Origin of the sequence: Minwuia sp. (assembly GCF_048007105.1) — a bacterium.
Taxonomy (GTDB): Bacteria; Pseudomonadota; Alphaproteobacteria; order Minwuiales; family Minwuiaceae; genus Minwuia.
Map to the genome: position 1 here is coordinate 1,519,439 of NZ_CP180352.1, position 18,545 is coordinate 1,537,983.

Sequence of the window (18,545 nt, forward strand, 5' to 3'; positions counted from 1 at the left end):
TCAATTTAGCAAGGTCGTAGGTAGCCAGATAGCTATTTGCGGCAAGAGCAACACGAGCGTTATGACCAAAAGCTGCAACAGGACTATCGGCACAACTCCCCGGTAGATTTGAGTTATCTTGATCTGCGGAGGTGCCGCACCCTTGAGAAAGAACAACGAAAAACCGAAGGGCGGCGTCAGAAAAGAGGTTTGCAGAACCAAAGCAATCAGTGCAGCGATCCAGACCTTTGCCAGCGGTGCGGAACCGACATAGGCCGCAAAATCGAGATCCCTGATAACCGGATACAGGATCGGCAAAGACACCAGGATGATCTCGATCCAATCGATGAAGAACCCAAGAACAAACAAAATCAGCAAAATGATCAACAGCGTCTCGAAGTCGGAAAGCGCCAGACCCTCAAACAAGCCCTCAGCAACATCGTCGCCGCCGTAGAAACGAAAAACCAATGAAAAGATGCTCGCACCCAGGACGACAAAAAACACCATCGCTGTGAGGATCATGGTGCGATGAAGCGCTTTTTTCAGCAACGAGATGTCAAGACCACGGTAGACAAACATCATACCGGCGGCCCCGAAGGCACCAACCGCGGCGGCCTCCGAAGGCGCGACAATCCCGGAAATAATTGCGGCGAGAACCATGGCTATCAAGCCGACAGGCAGCAAGAAGCCCCGCAAGATATATCTTGCGAGGGACATACTGGGTTTACCGTCTGAAATATCCGAAGGCGCACGCGGTTTCAGCAAATCCGAGACAACAAAATAGGTTGCGAAGACCAGCGCAAGCAGAAGAACCGGAACAACCGGCGCGAGGAAGACCGACGCGATTGTTGCTTCCACGGCATCGGCAAGGAAAAATAGCATGATTGCTGGTGGAGCAATCACCCCAAGCGTCCCAGCCGCCGCGATTGCACCAGTAGCCACCTCTGGTCGGTAGCGTTGTTCGAGCATCGTGGGCAGGGCGGCCAGCGTGAGTGTTGCAACTGATGCACCGACCACGCCTGCCATCGGCGCGAGCAGGAGTCCGATGATTATCACCGAGATACACATGTTTCCGGGGATTTTTGAGATCAGTCTCTGCAAGCACAACAGCAGTTCTCGTGCTGCGCCACTTATCTCAAGGGCAACTCCCATGAAAAGAAGCAACGGCACCGCCGGATAAACAAGATTCTCACCGATCGCGCTGTAGACACGATAGGGAATCAGGAAGAATGAGTTGAGCGGAAATTCGCCGATCGCCAAACCAACAAGTGCGAATCCTATCCCAACGCCGGCCAACACCCCGCCAACAGGAAAGCCGCTGAACAACAACAACGCCAATGCCACGAGCATCAGAATCGGGAGATAATCCACGAAGATCACGAAGAATCTCCTCGGTCTCGCTGACCGGTTCGCCAGAGTCGACAGCAAGCTGCAAACAGAAGAAGAAGTGCTCCAATAGGCAGAGCAGCCTTGATCACCCATCGGTAAGATAGTCCCAGCGCAGCCCGGGAACCTTCGTCCTGCAAATAGGAAATCCAGGCCATTCGACCACCGAACCAGATGATGATAAGCGACAGTGGGATAAGGAGTACGATGAGAAGAGTGCGCTCCGTCGCCTCACACCAGACTGGCGAAAGCTTCTGCCGCAATACATCAACACGCACGTGCTGATCATTCAGATACGTAAGCCCGATCCCGAACATCACCGCCGCAAAGAAGAAGTGCCAAGTCAACTCCTGCAGCGGCGTCGATCCGAGTTGCAGGAAACGCCGTGTCGCGATGTCGAATATCGATGTGAGCGCCAGGCCGGGTAGAAATACGTACGCAGCCAAGTTGCCCCCAAACTCCACAAGGCGCCGGGCGATCGAGTTCGATGCAGACACGCGATATCCTCCCCAGTCTCAGCGCGTATCAATACTGTTGACGCTGATGGCTTCAGGACATGACTATGAAGGCTCTAGCTACTTTAGGTTCAAGATAAAATTCGACCTTCGTCAGAGGTCATGCGGTTTCGGCAGTCAGGATCGAGTGAACCCAAATCATCTCGCTCCCGTACAGGTCGAGAAACAGCTGAGCTGACTGGTGGTTTTATGGACACCCTTCTGAACTGGATCGAAGTCAATCAGAGCTTCGCCTACATGCTCCTATTCGGCTACTGCGCTTTGAAAAGCGGGGCGCTGCCGCTCCTCGCGGGTGTCCGTGCCCATTTCGGAACTCTGGACGTCTTGCCGGTCATCCTCGCGACATTTCTGGGCGGATACCTCGGTGATGAAGTTCGTTTCCACCTTGCCAGACGGTATGGGGGCAGACTCTTTGCCTCCAGGCCCAGGTGGCGCGCATATGTGGATCGGGCCGGGCAGGTGATGCAGCGTTATGGGTCTGCTTACATATTCCTCTACCGATACCCGAAAGGCATGCGAACGATCGGCGCTCTTCCGGTCGGGCTGAGTGACATTGCGTGGTCGAGATTTACTTTCCTCAATGCGGCCTCTGCGGCGCTCTGGTGCGCCTTGCTCGTCGGCCTCGGGTTTCTGCTCGGAAGCCAGTTGGCCAATGCTGCAGAAAACTGGTGGGGAACCGCGAGCGTTCTTCTGTTAATCGTTTTTCTGATTGCTGCCTGGCTCTCATTCCGAAAGGTGAGTAGTCAGGTGTTCACTGATCAGTTGAACACAGAGGCAAAGCGACCGTTGTGAAATTGTTGCAAGTGCTACCCCACCGGTGCGTGTCTCGGATTTGAAATAGCCGTTTTTGAGCGCCCTTTGGGCCGGGCTGTCGTGAACCAAACCCGCCCTGGGCGGTTTCGGCCATCCGGCTTCCATCCCTCGCGTGAAAGCTGACGGCCTATCGGCCGAAACCACTTCGTTTGTTTGGGGCTTGCCGCCCCCTTGCCGTCAAGACCAAGCCGGGTCGCCCCTGGGGCCCTTTGGCGAAGAGCAGCAAGCCGTGGCTCGCGCATGCGCGCTGCGCCCGCACCACCCGTGCCGCTCTTCGGTCTGTGACGGCATCCCCCCGCTCATTGGCGCGGGCCTAGTCGGTTGCATGCGCAACCCCTAGACCAAAGGAAAAACAGCCATGAGCACCTTCTACGCCCAACCCTACGACATCAACGCCAAGGGCTTCTATTTCGAGGATGCGGAGAGTTACCGCAGGCAATCAGCCGGACACGTGAACCGCTACGGCATGCCGGTCGAGGAGTACGAGATCCAGTTCATCGACGGCGAGCTGATCGACGCAGCGCTGGCGAGTGCTCTGGAAGTCAATCAGGCAACCATCACTGCTTACTTTGATGCTGAAGATGGCTGGACCGAGGATCAGAAAATCCGCGTGATCATCTCAGAGCGGGAGATCGGCAATCCCTTTGATTTGGAGCACGACGACCCGGATGATCTGGATATCGACCTCTACGAGATCGACACCATGCGCGAGCTAGCCGAGCAGTTTGTCGAAGACGGCCTGTTTGGTGACATCCCCGAGCATCTCGCGAACTACATCGATCTGGATGCCATCGCCCGCGATCTTTCAGTCGACTACGCCGAAACCAATATCGCCGGTCGGCGCTTCATCTACAGGAGCGCATGACCATGACCAGAACCAAACACACGGATTCCAACCAGCTTGGCTTTGACACCCTGCTTGCAGACACGCATCAGCAGAATCGGCAGCGCATGTTCGAACGTGAGACTGCACATCTACCCAGCAGCATGGGAGAAGCAATCCCGTTCTACGCGGCCCTGCTGGTTGCCCATGACATCGCCATGAAGAAGGCTGATATCCCAAACATCACCCGGTTGAGACACGAAGCGCGGTTGCTTGCGCAGAAGCTGAACGATCACCAGCCCGGCATCCTTGCCGGGCCAGAGGCTCCGGGCAATGTGTTGATGGACCGCACAGCCGCGCCAGTTGGCGAGGTTCCACTGTGGGGACAGTGCGGACGTTTCAATCTCACCTTGGCCAATGTTCCGGTTGAGATCGAAATGCACGGGATGCTGGGTATCGCCAGTCACTCGCACTGGCTTGGCTTTGCGATCCATGCCGTGGATTGGGACAAGCCATTTTTCAGCGAAACCGGCTATCGCAGCTTTCTGGGCGTTCATGCCGATCCGGCTACGGGTCTTGGCGTCGATGACTTTTTGACAATGATCCTGAGCGCCTATCTTGAGCGGGAACTGAAAGGCGATTTGCTGGAGATCGGCGCTGGATACCGCGAGCGGGCAAGGGCCCGCGAAGATTGAAATTCGCGGCAGGAATGTGGTATTCTAAACATATGAAAGACCAAACAGGACAAACAGTTTGCGCAGACGAAAAGCTCCAGCAGCGTCTTCTCGCCTTGGCCGAAGAAGCCGGTGAAACGCTTGAATCGTTCACCGAGAAACTGCTGACGGCTTACGCCGACGACATCGAGCGCTCACAGGCCGAACGCACCGAAGATGAGCAGCGTTGGCAACGCTTTGTCGAGAGCGGCAGTGCTGTCCCATTCGATCAGGTGCGCAGCAAGCTACGCGGCCTTGCGGCCGAAGCCTCAGCCAGGTCGGAGCCTCAATGAAGTTTGTCTTCCTGCCTGAGGCAGTGGAAGACATCGACAGGCTCTATGACTTTTTGATCGAGAAGGACGCTATCGCAGCGCAGAAGGCCATGCTTGCCATTGATGAAGGCATCTCTCTCCTTCTCGACAATCCATACATAGGCGTGAAGATGGGAGGACAGCCAGAGCGGCAGCTATTCGTTCCCTTCGGCAAGAGCGCCTATGTGCTGCGCTACCGCGTGGACGAGCCGTCGGACACACTTGCTGTCATCCGCGTCTGGCATGGACGCGAAGCAAGGCTCTGAAGTCTCACCCGTCACAGATGCGCCAAGTTACCCCTACCGTTCCAATGATGGTCCTCTGCCTACCTCTGGATTGGTAGCAGGCTGGCGAGACTTCTCGAATTCTTGTCGTCTCGCCTCTCGCTCAGCGGATTTGTTCGGCGGTTCTGGCTCTGCGCCAGACAGCTCTCGATATCGGACATGATCCGCAGTGAGCTCACGCGCTGTCTCTTGCACCGCATCGCGTTCTTTCCTGCTGGCTTCAATCATCTCCCGCCGTTGCTGAATTTGCGCGAAGACCTGTTTGTCTCGTTCTTGCTGATCCCGTTGCCGCGCCAGATCGGCTTCGAGCGCATTTGATTCCAACGTCTGTTTGCGTGCGCCTGTCAGGCGATCCCATAGACCCAGCACGCCCCTTCGAAGCCGCGCCTGCCGGTCCTGATGTTCCGATACCTCCCGCTGGGCTTGAGCGGTTGATAGTGCCATCCGCTCCGCGCGTTGACGCTCCACCAATTCCACACGCTGCGTTTCGTATCGTTGTTTCTCGGCATCCTGTCTGGCTGTGAGTTCATCCTGAAAGCGCTCCATCTTCTGCGCCATGGCCTTCGCCATGCGCTTCGATGCATCTTCGACACTCGACAGCTTGTCTTCGTCGCCAAGCCGTTCGCGAAGCTGCTTGGCCTTCACGCCTGTATAGCGAGACAGGCTGTACACCTCCCCTTGATGGTCGATGGCGACAAAGCCCCGCCGATCACCTTTGGCGAGCCAGAAACCGCGTTCCTGAAGCGCATTCGCATAGGCTGTCTTTGAATCTGAGATCGCCCAGGCATCCTGCATGGCCGCCTTGATCTCTTTGGGATCGCGGGCCGCCCGTTTGGATTGCTGCCATTCCTCAAGCGTGTAGTTGAGCGGATCGCGATTCTTTTGATCCGCCATACCGCGCGGCATCTTCCAGCCATGTTCCAGATAAAGCTCGCGGCTCACATCCATCAGCTTGTGATGGGAGTGAGACATCTGCACAGCCTTCATCTCATCGGCCTTGATCCGACTCCAGACGGCATGGGCATGGCGGCGCATGCCGCCCGGTCCCTCCTTCTCATGAAAAACCACTGCACGCGGCTGACCCGTTAGCCCGAGTTTGGCTTCTGCACGATCTATTGCTGCTTCGAAGTCCGCCGTGCTGACCTCAGCCTCTTTTGGTGGATTGAGGCTCAGAGAGAACAGGAACTGCTTGCACTTCGTTCCACGGCTGATTGCGTAGCTCTCTGTGAATGCACCATCCAGATCATCGGCAACAAAGCCGCGCAGCTCATGCACCGTGACATGTTCATTGTCCTGGCTCATGAGATGCCGGGCGAGATCCTTCGCGCCACCGCGCTGATTGCCGACGAGTATCATAGATCACCGTCCGGCTTGAGGCCGAGGGCGCGAACAAGCATCAAGCGCATCGCACTGATATCCGCGCAGGCACGCTGGAGGCTTTCGGCGCACTCGTCATCAACAAGTAACGAGCCGCGCTCAGCCAGCTTTGCCATCATGCAGATGCATGTTGCCAGATCAGACGGCCCCAACGCAGCAAGCACTTTGCCGAGCATTGCATAGTCAGGCTTCGGGCTACGAACTTCTCTTCGGCTTGCCGCGTGCCTCCGAAGGAGACGATCACGGATATACGTGCCAAGCGGCTTGTTGCCCGCTTTCTGCTCCAGCCAGGCACGTTCATCCGCTGTCAGCCTGATCGAGAACGGAGTAGGGCGAGACGGCTTCTGCACTGCGCCAGATGCGTGGTTGAAGGCGGAGCGGGTCATGGTGACGGTCCTTCCGCATCGGGCAAGTCAGTACCCAATAGTTCCCTGATTTCGTCTTGTGGCAGGTTCTGGAGTTGGGTTTCCCATTCGGTCAGAATGTCGAAAAGGCGGTTCGAAGTGTCTCCTTCGAGGCGCGCCAATTACCGCCCTTGTTTCCTTCCCGCAGTTGCTCCGGTCGGAGTGATCGGCTTTTGCGGCTTCTCCGGAACAGTTAATCTCCTCCGGTTGCCGGAGGGACAGCGTGACGCTGACAGTCCGGCCGGCGGCGGGAAATGCCAATGGAGGGGGTTATGGGCGATCCGGCAGAACTTGTGGGCGATCTCATTTTCGGGCGCTGGCGCAGTCAGATCCTGCATGCGGGGACGCGGCTCGGGATCTTCGATGCGCTGGGCGACGCAAGGCGCGACGCGGCGGCGGTGGCGGGCGAACTGTCGCTCGACCCGGCGCTGACCTACCGGCTGATGCGGGCGCTGTCCGCCATCGGCCTGCTGGACGAGGACGGTGCGCGCAGCTTCGCTGTCACCGATGCCGGCCGGCTGCTGCAGTCGGATCATCCCGAGAGCATGCGCGGCATGACGCTGCTGGAAGAGGGGCCGGAGCACTACGCGATCTGGACCCATCTGCCGGACATGATCCGCGACGGCAGGCAGAACGCCTTCGACCGCGAGTTCGGACGGCACGCCTTCGAGCACGCGAACACCGACGAGGGCTACGCGCAGGTTTTCGACGCCGCCATGAGCAGCTATTCCGGCCTGCAGACCTCGCTCGTCCTGGAGGCGCTGAAGGACTACGACTTCTCCGGCGTCGGCTCGATCTGCGACATCGGCGGCGGCCGCGGCCACATGCTCTGCAGCATCGTCGCGGCGCACGGCCATCTGAAGGGCATGGTGCTGGAACGCCCCGAGGTGCTGGACGAGCCGGAGAAGCTCTGGGCGGCGTCGCTGGGCGTGGCCGACCGGGTCGAGTTCGTGCCCGGCGACATGTTCGAGGCCGCCCCGGCCGCCGACGCCTACTGCATGAAGATGATCCTGCACGACTGGGATGACGACGAATGCGTGAGCATCCTGCAGAACGCCGCGGCGCAGGCGGCCTCCGGCGCGCGTCTCATGGTGATGGAACACGTCGTGCCGGGGCCGGGCGAGCCGCACTTCGCGAAGCTGTTCGACATCCACATGATGTGCTGGGGCACCGGCCGCGAGCGCACGGCCGAGGAATACATGGCGATCATGGACCGCGCCGGCTGGGAGCCGGTGACGACGCATTACGCGGCCAATCCGATGATGGGGGTGGTCGAGGGTCGGCTGCGCTGACGGGGCCGCGGCGGGCGGCGGGGTCAGCCGGGCCAGGCGACCCGGACAGTGGTGCCGGTCTCGGGCGAGGCCTCGATCGAGATCGCGCCGTCCATCGCCTGCGCCAGCTTCTTGCAGATATAGAGGCCGAGGCCCGTCCCGCGCTCGCCGTCGGCGACATAGGCCGCGTCGTGCAGGAACGGCTCGCCCAGCCGCTCGGCCAGCGCCGCCGGCATGCCGGGTCCGGTGTCGGAGACCGCGAGTTCCACCAGCCCGTCCTCGAGGCGCGACCAGTGGATGCTGACCGAACCGCCCTGGGGCGTGTGCTTGCAGGCGTTGGACAGCAGGTTGTTGAGGATCTGCGTCAGCGCCCGTTCGTCCGCGCGTACGGTCGCCGGAAAATCCGGTTCCGCGGCCACGTCCAGGGTGAGGCCCTTCTCCAGCGTGGCGGGCTCGAAATTCCGCGCGACCTGTCCGGAAAGCGCGACCGGGTCCAGGTCGGTCGGGCTCAGGTCCAGATTGCCGCTTTCCATCTTGGCGGTGTCGAGAATGTCGCCCACCAGCGACAGCAGCAGCCTGCCGCTGAACTGGATCGATTCCGCATACTCCCGGTATTTCTCGTGCCCGACCGGCCCGAAGGCCTCGGAAAGCATCATGTCCGAGAAGCCGATGATGGAATTCAGCGGCGTGCGCAGGTCGTGGCTGATATTGGCAAGGAATTCCGACTTCTGGCGGGAGGCCGCCTCGGCCGATTCCTTGGCCTCGATCAGTTCCTCCTCGGCGCGCTTCATGTCGGTCACGTCGACCTGGACGCTGACAAAGCCGCCGCGTCGCATTGGCCGGTCCGTGGTCTTGATCCAGCGGCCGTCGCTCAGCCGGACGATGAAGGAACCGGTCAGCCGCTTGCGGTACTCGGCCTTGCGGGCCAGGTAAGCCTCGCCGCCGCCATACTGGTCGCCGACGACGACATTGCCGCGCTCCACGTCGATCCGGCCCAGCTCGGCGAAATGCACGCCCGGCGCCGCCTCGGCCTCGGTATAGCCGTAGAGATCACGGAAATTGCGGTTGCAGGCGACCAGAAGCCCGTCCGCGTCATAGATGACGATGGCCTCGGAGATGTTCTCCAGCGCCTCGGCGAAGACTTCGCCACGGTCGTCGGTCGCGCGCGACACCGTCTGGTCACCGCGTCCCCGATTGTCCATCTGGTCCATCTTGCTCATGCCGGTCGGTCCTGTCTGGCCGGACGACCTGTCCGACAGCATGCCCGGAATACGCTGCGAATCCTTTTCAACAGGCTAACGCGCCGGTCATTTTCGCGAAAGAGTCGAGTGGCATGGCCAGCCGGGGTTGCAGGGTTCAGCCGGCATCCTCGACGAAGGCGGTGAGGTCGCCGAGTCCGACCTGGCGGCGTTCGAAGGCCAGGCCCAGCCGGACGGCGGCCGCTTCGGCCTTCGCCGTCAGTTCGGGGTCGTCGGTCTGCGCCAGATAGACCAGCTTCTCGTAGTGGCCGAAATAGTCGTCGCGCAATTCCGGATGCCGGTCCAGACCCAGCGACCTGATGACGATGGTGTCGAACTGCCGGGCCAGGAAATCGGTCAGGTAGAAGCTGGTGAACTCGTCCTCCGCCTGTTTCGCGAAGTCCGCATTGCCGGTGAAGAAGCTGTAGCAGTGCGGTCCGGGAATCCGCTCGACGTCCAGTTCGGCGCAGACCTTGTCCAGTGCGCCGCCGGTGCCGCAATCGGCGTAGCCGACCAGCACCCGCCCATAGGTATCGCGCGCCTGGATGACCGCCTCGCGGACGGCGTCCGGAATACGGTCGGGCGTGTTGTGCAGGCTGGCGGGCAGGCACTTCAGCGCGACGTGCCCCATGGCGCCGCGGCCGATGATGCCGCCGATCTCGCGGGCGAGCGCGCCGCAGGCGATGATAAGTGTGCGTTCCGCCGCAGCCCCGCTCAGGTCGGGTCCGCGCCGGCCGGGTGCCGTGTCAGGCATGTCGGTCTCCGTGACGCCAGAGGCGTTCCTTCGTTGCAGCGTCGGTGCGGGACGCCGCAAGCCGTTTCTATCCCGCCGCGCGCTGATTGTGCCGGCGGGCAATGAAGTCCTTGGCCATCTCGACCGTCACCGCCGCATCGCGGCAGTAGGCGTCGGCGCCGATGGCGTCCGCGAACTCCTCGTTGAGCGGCGCACCGCCCACCAGAACGATGTAATCGTCCCGGATGTTCCGTTCCTTCAGCGCCTCGATGACGACTTTCATGTAGGGCATCGTCGTCGTCAGCAGCGCCGACATGCCGAGAATCTCAGGCTGGTGCTCTTCCAGCGCCTCGAGATAGTTCTCGACCGGGTTGTTGATGCCCAGATCGACGACTTCGAACCCGGCGCCTTCCAGCATCATGCCGACAAGGTTCTTGCCGATGTCGTGGATGTCGCCCTTCACCGTGCCGATGACCACCTTGCCCATCTTCGGCGCGCCGGTCTCGGCGAGCAGCGGGCGAAGGATGGTCATGCCGGCCTTCATGGCATTGGCGGACAGCAGCACTTCGGGCACGAACAGGATGCCATCCCGGAAGTCGATGCCGACGATGCGCATGCCCTCGACCAGCGCCTTGGTCAGCACATCATAGGGCAACCAGCCGCGACCGAGCAGGATCTGGACGCCTTCCTCGATCTCTTCCTTCAGGCCGTCATAGAGGTCGTCCATCATCTGCTGGACGAGTTCCTCGTCATCCAGTTCGGACAGGACGATGTCTTCTTCTTCGTCGGCCATCGGTCAGGTGCTCCCTGAATACGCATCGGGCGCAGATCCCTCCGCGCCCCAACATGGTGCCAGATATCGCAGAAACCTGTGCAACCATGATCCGACGATTGCGACTCCGCCACGACGCAATTGCGACGGCGTCGGCGTTGTCCTGTTCCCGCCGCGGCCTTTGCGTGACGCAGCGGGACAAGCCCCGGCAATGACGGCAATCTAATTGACGGTCAGAACAGGGATGCCGTGGAGACGATCTGATGAGCGGTGCGGACGAACAGGCAGGCCGGCGCCGCGGGCGGCGCGGCGGCGGCGGCGCGGAGGCCCGGCGTGGCGCCCGGCTCGGCGGCGCGATGGAAAGCTACCGTTTCATCACGCGGAAGCTGAAGCCCTACGAAGTGCTCTCCGACGAAGGCGTCGAGTTGATCGAGCACAATGCCGACCTGATCCTGGAAGAGATCGGCATCGAGTTCCGGGACGATCCTGAGGCGCTGGAGATGTGGCGCGACGCGGGCGCCGACATCGACGGCGTTCGGGTCCGGTTTCCGAAAGGTCTCTGCCGAGAGCTGATCAAGACGGCGCCGGCCCAGTTCACCCAGCACGCGCGCAACCCCGAACGCTCGGTCGAGATCGGCGGCGACCACACGGTCTTCGCGCCGGTCTACGGTCCGCCCTTCGTCCGCGATCTGGACGGCGTACGGCGCTATGCGACGATCGAGGATTTCCGCAATTTCGTGAAGCTGGCCTACATGGCGCCGGCGATGCACCACTCGGGCGGCACCGTCTGCGAACCGGTCGACGTGCCGGTGAACAAGCGCCACCTGGACATGGTCTACAGCCATATCCGCTACTCCGACAAACCCTTCATGGGCTCGGTGACGCATCCCGAACGCGCCGCGGATTCCATCGCCATGGCGAAGCTCGTCTTCGGCGACGACTTCGTCGACAACAACTGCGTCCTGATCAACCTGATCAACGCCAACTCGCCCATGGTCTTCGACGAAACCATGCTGGGGGCGCTGAAGACCTACGCCCGGGCCGGGCAGGCGACCGTGATCAGCCCCTTCATCCTGGCCGGCGCCATGGCCCCGGTGACGGCGGCCGGCGTACTGACCCAGACACTGGCCGAGGCGATGGCCGGCATGGCCTTCGCCCAGCTTTGCCGCCCCGGCGCGCCGGTTGTCTTCGGCAGCTTCGCCAGCTCGATCTCGATGCAGTCGGGCGCGCCGACCTTCGGCACGCCGGAACCGGCGCTGGTGCTCTACGGCGCGGCGCATCTGGCGCGGCGGCTGGGCGTGCCGTTCCGCTCCGGCGGCGGCCTCTGCGGCTCCAAGGCGCCGGACGCGCAGGCGGCCTACGAGACGCTGTCGACGCTGAACCCGACCATGATGGCGGGCGTCAATTTCGTGCTGCATGCCGCCGGCTGGCTGGAAGGCGGGCTGGTGTCGTCCTACGAGAAGTTCGTCATGGACTGCGACCAGCTGGCCATGCTGCAGCGCTTCTCGCAGGGCTACGACCTCAGCGAGAACGGGCAGGCGCTGGACGCGATGCGCGAGGTCGGGCCCGGCAGCCACTATCTCGGTTGCGCCCACACCCAGGCGAACTTCCAGACCGCCTTCTACCGCTCGCCGCTGGCCGACAACAATTCCTACGAGCAGTGGCTGGCCGAGGGCGAGAAGCGGATCGAGCAGCGCGCCAACGAGCTGGTCCGGAAGTGGCTGGCCGACTTCCAGGCGCCGCCGCTGGACCAGGGCATCGACGAGGCGCTGGGCGCCTTCATCCGCCAGAAGAAGGATTCGATGCCCGACGCCTTCACCTGAAGGGGACACGCCGGGACGACGGCGGCCGGGGCGGTGGATCGGCTCTACAACAAGGAAATGCGCGACGCGTTCGGATTCAAGGGACCGGACGACCGGTGAACCATGTCTGACGTATCCCGGGCTTGATCCGGAGTTCCCTCCCCCTCGATGGGGGAGGTCCCACAGCTGTGATTCGCGTGCAGATGCGAACGAAGCGGGATCGCCGGGCACCAGTGGCGGTCACCGGATGAGAACAGATTTGAATCTCTTTCCCGGAACAGACCGGAACCTTTGGCCAACACCATGCTGCGGCACGCGAATCGCCTGAGGGGTGATTCGCGTTACCCTGCGGCAACCTCGGCCGGCACAGATTCGATGCTGGAAACCGGCGCCCGGCCCACGAGCCACGGACGCTCGCCCTTGACGGTCGTCCGGTGCAGCAGGCGGCGATGGCCGTGATAGTCGTTCATGGCGTTGTGCTGGACGCAGCGGTTGTCCCACATGGTCAACGTGCCCGGCTGCCAGCGGACGCGGCAGGTGAAGTCGATCTTCGTCGCGTGGGCGTGCAGGAAGTCCAGCAGCGGTCGGCTCTCGGCCTCGGTCATGGCCTCGAAACGGATGGAATAGACCGGGTTGACGAACAGCGCCTTGCTGGCCGGTCTCCGGCACGGTGCGGACCGCCGGATGCACCAGTTCGGCATGCGCTTCTTCCGTGTTGATGATTTTCATGGCCCGCTTTTCGGTGCCGAACAGCTTGTTGTCGACGCCGTAGGGGCGACGGGCCGAATGCACCACGTTCAGACCGTCCAGCAGGTCGCGCATGCCGGGCGAGAGCGTCTCGTAGGCGACATACATGTTGGCGAAGCAGGTATCGCCGCCATAGGGCGGGATTTCCTTGGCATGCAGGATGGTCGCCATGGGCGGCGTCTCCTGGAAGCTCCAGTCGGAATGCCAGCTGCCGCCGAAATTCTTGCCGTGCTCGCTCGCCTCCTTCAGCACCTCGATGACTTCCGGGTGCTCGGGCATGGTCTCGACATAGGGCTCGAAGCCGAATTCGCCGAAGGCGCGCGTGAAGCGCTTCTGGTCCTCGATCGACATCGGCTGGTCGCGGAAGACGATGACGCCGTGCTCGGCGAAGGCGGTCTTGACCTCGGCCAGAGCGGCATCGGTGAACGGCTTCGTCAGGTCGACGCCCTCGATCTCGGCGCCGAGCACGCCGGTGATCGGCTTGACGGTGATGTGGCTGTAGTCAGGCATGGCAGGTCCTCCCGGCGCGCATTTTACCCGAATGGACGGGGGCGGAGCTATGCCGAGGTTAGCCATACTGGCTTGAAGATGACGATTGACCGGTTTGCGCCACCTGGGCGCAAGCCATCAACGTCATCCCGGCCCCCGAGCCGGGATCCGGTGCAGCGGTCAATCGTATGCGAAATCGGTTGAAGTCGCCGCCCCAAGGCCCGGGATCAGGTCCGGGGTGTCGACTGTGCGGCTGGCCAGTCCGGCCTTACGCCGTAACGGGCTTGCCGTCTTCGCCGATCTTGAAGCTCACGCTTTCGCCGCAGCCACAGCGGTCGGCCTCGTTGGGGTTGGCGAAGGTGAAGCCGGAGCGGAAGCGGGTCTCCTCGTAGTCCATCTCCGCGCCGAGCAGGAACATCGTCGCGGTCGGGTCGATGAAGACCTTCACGCCGTCGGCGTCGACCACTTCCTCGAACTTCTTCTGCTCGGTGGCGTATTCGACATTGTAGGTCATGCCGGAGCAGCCGCCGGACTTCACGCCGACGCGCACGCCCAGCGGGTTCTCGCCCTTCTTCTCGGCCCGCGCCATCAGCGCCTTGACCTGTTTCGTCGCACGGTCGCTGACCGTGAGGATCGGTTTGCCTCCAGGGGCGCCAAACATTCCGTCGCCTCCTTCTTTCCTAGAACATGTCCAGTTCGAGCCGGGCCTCGTCCGACATGCGGTCGGGCGTCCACGGCGGTTCGAAGACCAGCTGCACCATCACCTGTCCGGCGCCCTCGGTCCGGGCCACCGCGTCGGCGACCCATTGCGGGATCTCCTCGGCCACGGGGCAGGCCGGCGCGGTCAGCGTCATGTCGATGTCGATGTCGCCGTTTTCCTTGCAGTCGAGCCTGTAGATGAGGCCGAGTTCGTAAATGTCCACCGGAATTTCCGGGTCGTAGACCGTCTTCAACTGGTGGACGACCTTCTCGCCGTCCACCTGGGTGAGCCCGTCCTGGCGCTCGCCGGCATAGGCGACGACGTCCTGGGGCGCCTCGCCCATCATGAAATGCTGCAGTCCCGGGGATCCGTTCATCGACATCTCGTTTCAGGCCTCGTTTTCCGCCGGGGCGCGCCCGGCCAGTTTCTGCATGTGCTTCAGCATCGCCATCATGCCCACCTGCCGCTGGAAGGTGAGCGCGCCGAGGTTGAGCCGGCGGACATCTTCGACGGAGAACTCCGCGATCTCCTGGCCGGTGAGCCCGGAGAAGGAGCGGGTCATCATGTGGACCAGCCCCTTCACGATGGCCGCTTCCGACGCACCCTTGAAGTAGTGCGCATCCCCTTGTTTGTCATGGACGATCCAGACCCTCGACATGCAACCATGCATCAGATTCTCGTCGGTCATCCATGCCTCGGGGAAGCCTTCCCTGTCCTGCGCCTTCGCCAGGTCGAGGATGTATTCGAAGCGCATGTCCTCGTCGTCCAGCGCGTCGAGCGTCTCGGCGAATTCCTCGTATTCCGCGCGCGCCATCAGAAACGCTCCCGATTTGAACATGAAGCCGCGGCTGATGTTCCCTCCCCCTTGAGGGGGGAGGGCAAGGGTGGGGGTGAATCGGCGAAGCCGAAATGGCCTGCGGCCTCACCCCCCATCGACCGCTCCGCGGTCACTTCCCCCTCAAGGGGGGAAGGCAGTGTGGATCGCGTCCTGCAGCCCATCAGGCCAGCATCCTCTTCGCCTTCTCGATGGCTTCGGCCAGCACGTCGACCTCGGCCAGCGTGTTGTACATGGCGAAACTGGCGCGGACCGTGCCGATGACGCCAAGGCGGTCCATCAGCGGTTCGGCGCAATGGTGGCCGACGCGGCAGGCGACGCCCTGGCGGTCCAGGATCGTCGCGACGTCCAGCGGGTGCGTCCCATCCACCAGGAAGGAGACGATGGCCGCCTTGTCCGGCGCGGTGCCGATCAGCCGCACGCCCTCGATGGCCGAAAGGCGCTCGGTGGCGTAGTCCAGTACCGACTGCTCGTGCGCTCTGATGGCGTCGTGGCCTATGTCGGAAACGTAATCGATGGCCGCGGCCAGGCCGATGGTCTCGACAATGGCCGGCGTCCCGGCCTCGAAGCGGAAGGGCGGCTTCGCATAGGTCGTCTTCTCGAAGCTGACCTTGTCGATCATCTCGCCGCCGCCGAGGAAGGGCGGCATCGCTTCCAGCAGATCCAGCTTGCCGTAGAGGATGCCCAGGCCGCTGGGGCCGTAGAGCTTGTGCGCGGTGAAGCCGTAGAAATCGACGTCCAGATCGCGGACATCGACCGGGCCGTGCACGATGCCCTGCGCACCGTCGATCATCACTTTCGCGCCGGCGTCATGGGCCAGCTTCACAACTTCCTTCGCCGGCACGCGGGTGCCGAGCACGTTGGAGCAGTGGGTGATGGAGACGAATTTCGTGCGGTCCGTCAGCTGTTCGGCGAAGCGCTCCAGCCGGAATGAGCCGTCATCCTCGATGGGCGCGATCTTCAGGTTCACGCCGGTCGCTTCGGCCAGCATCTGCCAGGGCACGATGTTGGCGTGGTGTTCCATCTCCGAGATGATCACCTCGTCGCCGGCCTTCAGGAAGGCGCGGCCCCAGGCATGCGCCACCAGGTTGATCGACATGGTGACGTTGGCGGTGAAGATGATCTCTTCCGGGTGTTCGGCGTTCACGAACCTCTGGACGGTCTCGCGCGCCTTCTCGTGCTCGTCAGTGGTTGCCGCCGACATGTAGTGCGCGCCGCGGTGCACGTTGGAATACTGCCGCTCCATGCAGGCCGACATGGCGTCGATGACCTGCCGCGGCTTCTGCGCGCTGGCGCCGGAGTCGAGGAACACCAGCGGCTTGCCGTAGACCTTTTCCGACAGGATCGGGAAGTCGCGGCGGACGGCGTCGACGTCGTAGGCGGTGCTGTTCTTCAGCGTATCAGCCACGGGCGCCGTCCTCCCGGTCCAGCTTCGCGTGCAAGCGGGCAATCAGAGCCTCCCGCAGGTCCTCGTTGCGGATGTCGTCGAAGATCTCGTCCAGGAAGGCCTGCACCAGCAGGGCGCGGGCGTCCTTGTCGGGGATGCCGCGGGCGCGGAGATAGAAAAGCTGATCTGCCTCGATCTCGCCCGCCGTCGCGCCGTGGCTGCACTTCACGTCGTCGGCGTAGATCTCTAGCGCGGGCTTGCTGTCGATCTCGGCCTTCGGACTGAGCAGCAGCGCCTTGTTCATCTGGTGACCGTCGGTCTTCTGTGCGTCGGGCCGGACCAGAACGCCGCCCTGAAAGACGCCGCGGGCGCTGTCGTCGAGTACGCCCTTGTAGACTTCGTGGCTGGTCGTGCGCGGTACCGCATGATCGATGCGCGTCGTGTGGTCCAGATGCTGCTCATCAGCGCCCGCATAGGCGCCGAGTAGCCGCAGTTCCGCACCTTCTCCGGCGCAGGTGGCGTGGACCTCATCGCGGGCCAGCCGCGCGCCGAGCGACAGGATGAAGCGGTGATAGCTGGCGTCGCGGCCGAGCGTTGCGTCGAGATCGGCCAGATGGAAACCGGCCGCGCTCTCGTCCTGTACCTTGATGTGGCGCAGGCGCGCGTTCTGGCCAAGCGTCACGGTGACGGCCTGCGCGTTCAGATAACCGCCATCGCCCAGATGGCGCTCGATCAGCAGCGCTTCGGAATTCTCGCCCGCGTCGATGGCGACCGAGACATGCTGCGCCGGACCGGCCGATCCGTCGGAGAGAAAGACCAGTTCGACAGGCTTGTCGATGACCGCATTGCGCTCGATGGCCAGACCGAGCGCGCCGCCGGCGAGGGCTGCGACCATGTCGGCGACCGCAGAGCCTTCGCGCGGTTCGGTAGCTGTATCAGTACTGTTAACTGAAACGCCGTTAACGTCATGTGGCGCGCTTTCCAGCCGCCCGTTGCGGATGACGATCTGCGCCGCGCCTTCGGCCAGCGGAGCAGGCACGTCGAGCGGCTTCCCGGCTGTGCCGCCCTCCGCCAGAAACTTCTCCAGCGGGCGCAGGCTGGTGAACTTCCAGTCCTCCAGCTTAGGCGTCGGCAGGCCGCTCTGGCGCAGGCGCGCCGCCGCGGCGCTGTCGCCGGCGCCCTTCAGCAGGATATCCAGCGCGTCCGTCATCAGGCCGCCTTCTCGATCCCGAAGGCCGCGTAGCCCTTTTCCTCGAGTTCGAGGGCGAGGGTCTTGTCGCCGGACTTCACGATCTTGCCGTCGGCCAGGATGTGCACCTTGTCGGGCACGATGTGATCGAGCAGGCGCTGGTAGTGGGTGATGACCAGCATGCCGCGCTCGGGATTGCGCAGGGCGTTGACGCCGTCGGCCACGATCTTCAGCGCGTCGATGTCCAGGCCGGAATCGGTTTCGTCCAGAACGCAGAACTTCGGGTCCAGCACCGCCATCTGCAGCACTTCGTTCCGCTTCTTCTCGCCGCCGGAGAAGCCTACATTGACGGGACGCTTCAGCATCTCCGGATCGATCTTCAGGTCGGCAGCCTTTGCCTTGATCAGCTTCATGAACTCCAGCGCCGAGAGCTCCTCCTCGCCGCGCTGCTTCTTCACCGCGTTCACGGCCGTCTTCAGGAAGGTCATGGTGGCGACGCCCGGGATCTCGACCGGGTACTGGAAACCCAGGAACAGGCCGGCGGAGGCGCGCTCCTCCGGTGCCATGTCCAGCAGGTCGTGGCCGTTGAAGCTCGCCGAGCCCTCGGCGATCTCGTAGCCGTCGCGGCCGGCCAGCGCGTAGGACAGGGTCGACTTGCCCGCGCCATTGGGCCCCATGATGGCGTGCACCTCGCCGGCCGGCACTTCCAGGTCGATGCCCTTCAGGATGCGCTTGCCGTCGACATCGACATGCAGGTTCTCGATCTTCAGCATTGTG

The 18,545-nt window shown here is 62.5% G+C and carries 21 protein-coding genes and 1 pseudogene; 7 read left to right on the top strand and 15 right to left on the bottom strand.

What is annotated here, in order from left to right; genetic code table 11:
- Both ACMVY4_RS07245 and ACMVY4_RS07250 read right to left on the bottom strand, forming a co-directional pair.
- On the bottom strand, positions 1-1,359 hold the full coding sequence (locus tag ACMVY4_RS07245) for a TRAP transporter large permease subunit (RefSeq protein WP_416899497.1): 1,359 nt from the start codon (positions 1,357-1,359) through the stop codon (positions 1-3).
- Positions 1,356-1,862 carry a TRAP transporter small permease subunit gene (locus ACMVY4_RS07250; protein ID WP_416899498.1) on the bottom strand — a complete coding sequence of 169 codons (507 nt, stop codon included), beginning with the start codon at positions 1,860-1,862 and terminating at the stop codon, positions 1,356-1,358. The genes ACMVY4_RS07245 and ACMVY4_RS07250 overlap by 4 nt, the downstream gene beginning before the upstream one ends.
- Positions 1,863-2,069: 207 nt before the next feature.
- On the opposite strand from ACMVY4_RS07250, the gene ACMVY4_RS07255 reads away from it, so the two are divergent.
- The 5 genes from ACMVY4_RS07255 (at position 2,070) to ACMVY4_RS07275 (ending at position 4,806) form a co-directional block, all read left to right on the top strand.
- Positions 2,070-2,672: a DedA family protein gene (locus ACMVY4_RS07255; protein WP_416899499.1), complete on the top strand. Its 603-nt coding sequence runs from the start codon at positions 2,070-2,072 to the stop codon at positions 2,670-2,672.
- Positions 2,673-3,051: 379 nt separating this feature from the next.
- Positions 3,052-3,558: an antirestriction protein ArdA gene (locus ACMVY4_RS07260; protein WP_416899500.1), complete on the top strand. Its 507-nt coding sequence runs from the start codon at positions 3,052-3,054 to the stop codon at positions 3,556-3,558.
- Positions 3,559-3,560: 2 nt separating this feature from the next.
- Complete coding sequence (locus ACMVY4_RS07265) at positions 3,561-4,211, top strand: hypothetical protein (RefSeq protein ID WP_416899501.1); 651 nt, start codon at positions 3,561-3,563, stop codon at positions 4,209-4,211.
- A complete protein-coding gene (locus tag ACMVY4_RS07270; RefSeq protein WP_416899502.1) occupies positions 4,208-4,522 on the top strand; it encodes a hypothetical protein in 315 nt (104 codons plus the stop codon). Before ACMVY4_RS07265 ends, ACMVY4_RS07270 begins: the two co-directional genes overlap by 4 nt.
- Positions 4,519-4,806 (top strand): type II toxin-antitoxin system RelE/ParE family toxin, encoded by a 288-nt coding sequence (locus ACMVY4_RS07275; RefSeq protein ID WP_416899503.1) that lies wholly within the window; start codon positions 4,519-4,521, stop codon positions 4,804-4,806. Before ACMVY4_RS07270 ends, ACMVY4_RS07275 begins: the two co-directional genes overlap by 4 nt.
- Positions 4,807-4,839: 33 nt before the next feature.
- On the opposite strand, the gene ACMVY4_RS07280 is transcribed toward ACMVY4_RS07275, so the two are convergent.
- Both ACMVY4_RS07280 and ACMVY4_RS07285 read right to left on the bottom strand, forming a co-directional pair.
- A complete protein-coding gene (locus ACMVY4_RS07280; protein WP_416899504.1) occupies positions 4,840-6,180 on the bottom strand; it encodes a relaxase/mobilization nuclease domain-containing protein in 1,341 nt (446 codons plus the stop codon).
- A complete protein-coding gene (locus ACMVY4_RS07285) occupies positions 6,177-6,587 on the bottom strand; it encodes a hypothetical protein (RefSeq protein ID WP_416899505.1) in 411 nt (136 codons plus the stop codon). The genes ACMVY4_RS07280 and ACMVY4_RS07285 overlap by 4 nt, the downstream gene beginning before the upstream one ends.
- Before the next feature lie 290 nt (positions 6,588-6,877).
- On the opposite strand from ACMVY4_RS07285, the gene ACMVY4_RS07290 reads away from it, so the two are divergent.
- Positions 6,878-7,897, top strand: a complete 1,020-nt coding sequence (locus tag ACMVY4_RS07290) for a methyltransferase (RefSeq protein WP_416899506.1) — start codon at positions 6,878-6,880, stop codon at positions 7,895-7,897.
- A gap of 23 nt (positions 7,898-7,920) precedes the next feature.
- On the opposite strand, the gene ACMVY4_RS07295 is transcribed toward ACMVY4_RS07290, so the two are convergent.
- The 3 genes from ACMVY4_RS07295 to ACMVY4_RS07305 all read right to left on the bottom strand — a co-directional run bounded on the left by ACMVY4_RS07295 (position 7,921) and on the right by ACMVY4_RS07305 (position 10,640).
- Positions 7,921-9,096, bottom strand: a complete 1,176-nt coding sequence (locus ACMVY4_RS07295) for an ATP-binding protein (RefSeq protein ID WP_416899507.1) — start codon at positions 9,094-9,096, stop codon at positions 7,921-7,923.
- Between the two features lie 136 nt (positions 9,097-9,232).
- Positions 9,233-9,868, bottom strand: a complete 636-nt coding sequence (locus ACMVY4_RS07300) for a DUF1638 domain-containing protein (protein WP_416899508.1) — start codon at positions 9,866-9,868, stop codon at positions 9,233-9,235.
- 67 nt (positions 9,869-9,935) lie between these two features.
- A complete protein-coding gene (locus ACMVY4_RS07305) occupies positions 9,936-10,640 on the bottom strand; it encodes a corrinoid protein (protein WP_416899509.1) in 705 nt (234 codons plus the stop codon).
- A gap of 242 nt (positions 10,641-10,882) precedes the next feature.
- On the opposite strand from ACMVY4_RS07305, the gene ACMVY4_RS07310 reads away from it, so the two are divergent.
- A complete protein-coding gene (locus ACMVY4_RS07310; RefSeq protein WP_416899510.1) occupies positions 10,883-12,442 on the top strand; it encodes a trimethylamine methyltransferase family protein in 1,560 nt (519 codons plus the stop codon).
- 320 nt (positions 12,443-12,762) lie between these two features.
- Here the strand turns inward: ACMVY4_RS07310 and ACMVY4_RS07315 are convergent, their stop codons facing one another.
- The 8 genes and pseudogenes from ACMVY4_RS07315 to sufC form a co-directional block, all read right to left on the bottom strand.
- Positions 12,763-13,122, bottom strand: a complete 360-nt coding sequence (locus ACMVY4_RS07315) for a TauD/TfdA dioxygenase family protein (RefSeq protein ID WP_416900275.1) — start codon at positions 13,120-13,122, stop codon at positions 12,763-12,765.
- Positions 13,115-13,744: pseudogene (locus ACMVY4_RS07320) on the bottom strand (TauD/TfdA dioxygenase family protein); the annotation flags it as partial. The gene ACMVY4_RS07315 and the pseudogene ACMVY4_RS07320, both read right to left, overlap by 8 nt.
- Before the next feature lie 181 nt (positions 13,745-13,925).
- Positions 13,926-14,318 carry a HesB/IscA family protein gene (locus ACMVY4_RS07325; protein WP_416899511.1) on the bottom strand — a complete coding sequence of 131 codons (393 nt, stop codon included), beginning with the start codon at positions 14,316-14,318 and terminating at the stop codon, positions 13,926-13,928.
- Positions 14,319-14,337: 19 nt separating this feature from the next.
- Positions 14,338-14,733 carry an SUF system Fe-S cluster assembly protein gene (locus ACMVY4_RS07330; protein WP_416899512.1) on the bottom strand — a complete coding sequence of 132 codons (396 nt, stop codon included), beginning with the start codon at positions 14,731-14,733 and terminating at the stop codon, positions 14,338-14,340.
- 12 nt (positions 14,734-14,745) lie between these two features.
- Positions 14,746-15,171, bottom strand: coding sequence for a SufE family protein (locus ACMVY4_RS07335; RefSeq protein ID WP_416899513.1), 426 nt, complete (start codon positions 15,169-15,171; stop codon positions 14,746-14,748).
- A gap of 184 nt (positions 15,172-15,355) precedes the next feature.
- Positions 15,356-16,600, bottom strand: a complete 1,245-nt coding sequence (locus ACMVY4_RS07340) for an aminotransferase class V-fold PLP-dependent enzyme (protein ID WP_416899514.1) — start codon at positions 16,598-16,600, stop codon at positions 15,356-15,358.
- Complete coding sequence (gene sufD, locus ACMVY4_RS07345; protein ID WP_416899515.1) at positions 16,593-17,789, bottom strand: Fe-S cluster assembly protein SufD; 1,197 nt, start codon at positions 17,787-17,789, stop codon at positions 16,593-16,595. The genes ACMVY4_RS07340 and sufD overlap by 8 nt, the downstream gene beginning before the upstream one ends.
- Positions 17,789-18,541, bottom strand: a complete 753-nt coding sequence (gene sufC / locus ACMVY4_RS07350; RefSeq protein WP_416899516.1) for a Fe-S cluster assembly ATPase SufC — start codon at positions 18,539-18,541, stop codon at positions 17,789-17,791. Before sufC ends, sufD begins: the two co-directional genes overlap by 1 nt.
- Positions 18,542-18,545 lie beyond the last annotated feature (4 nt).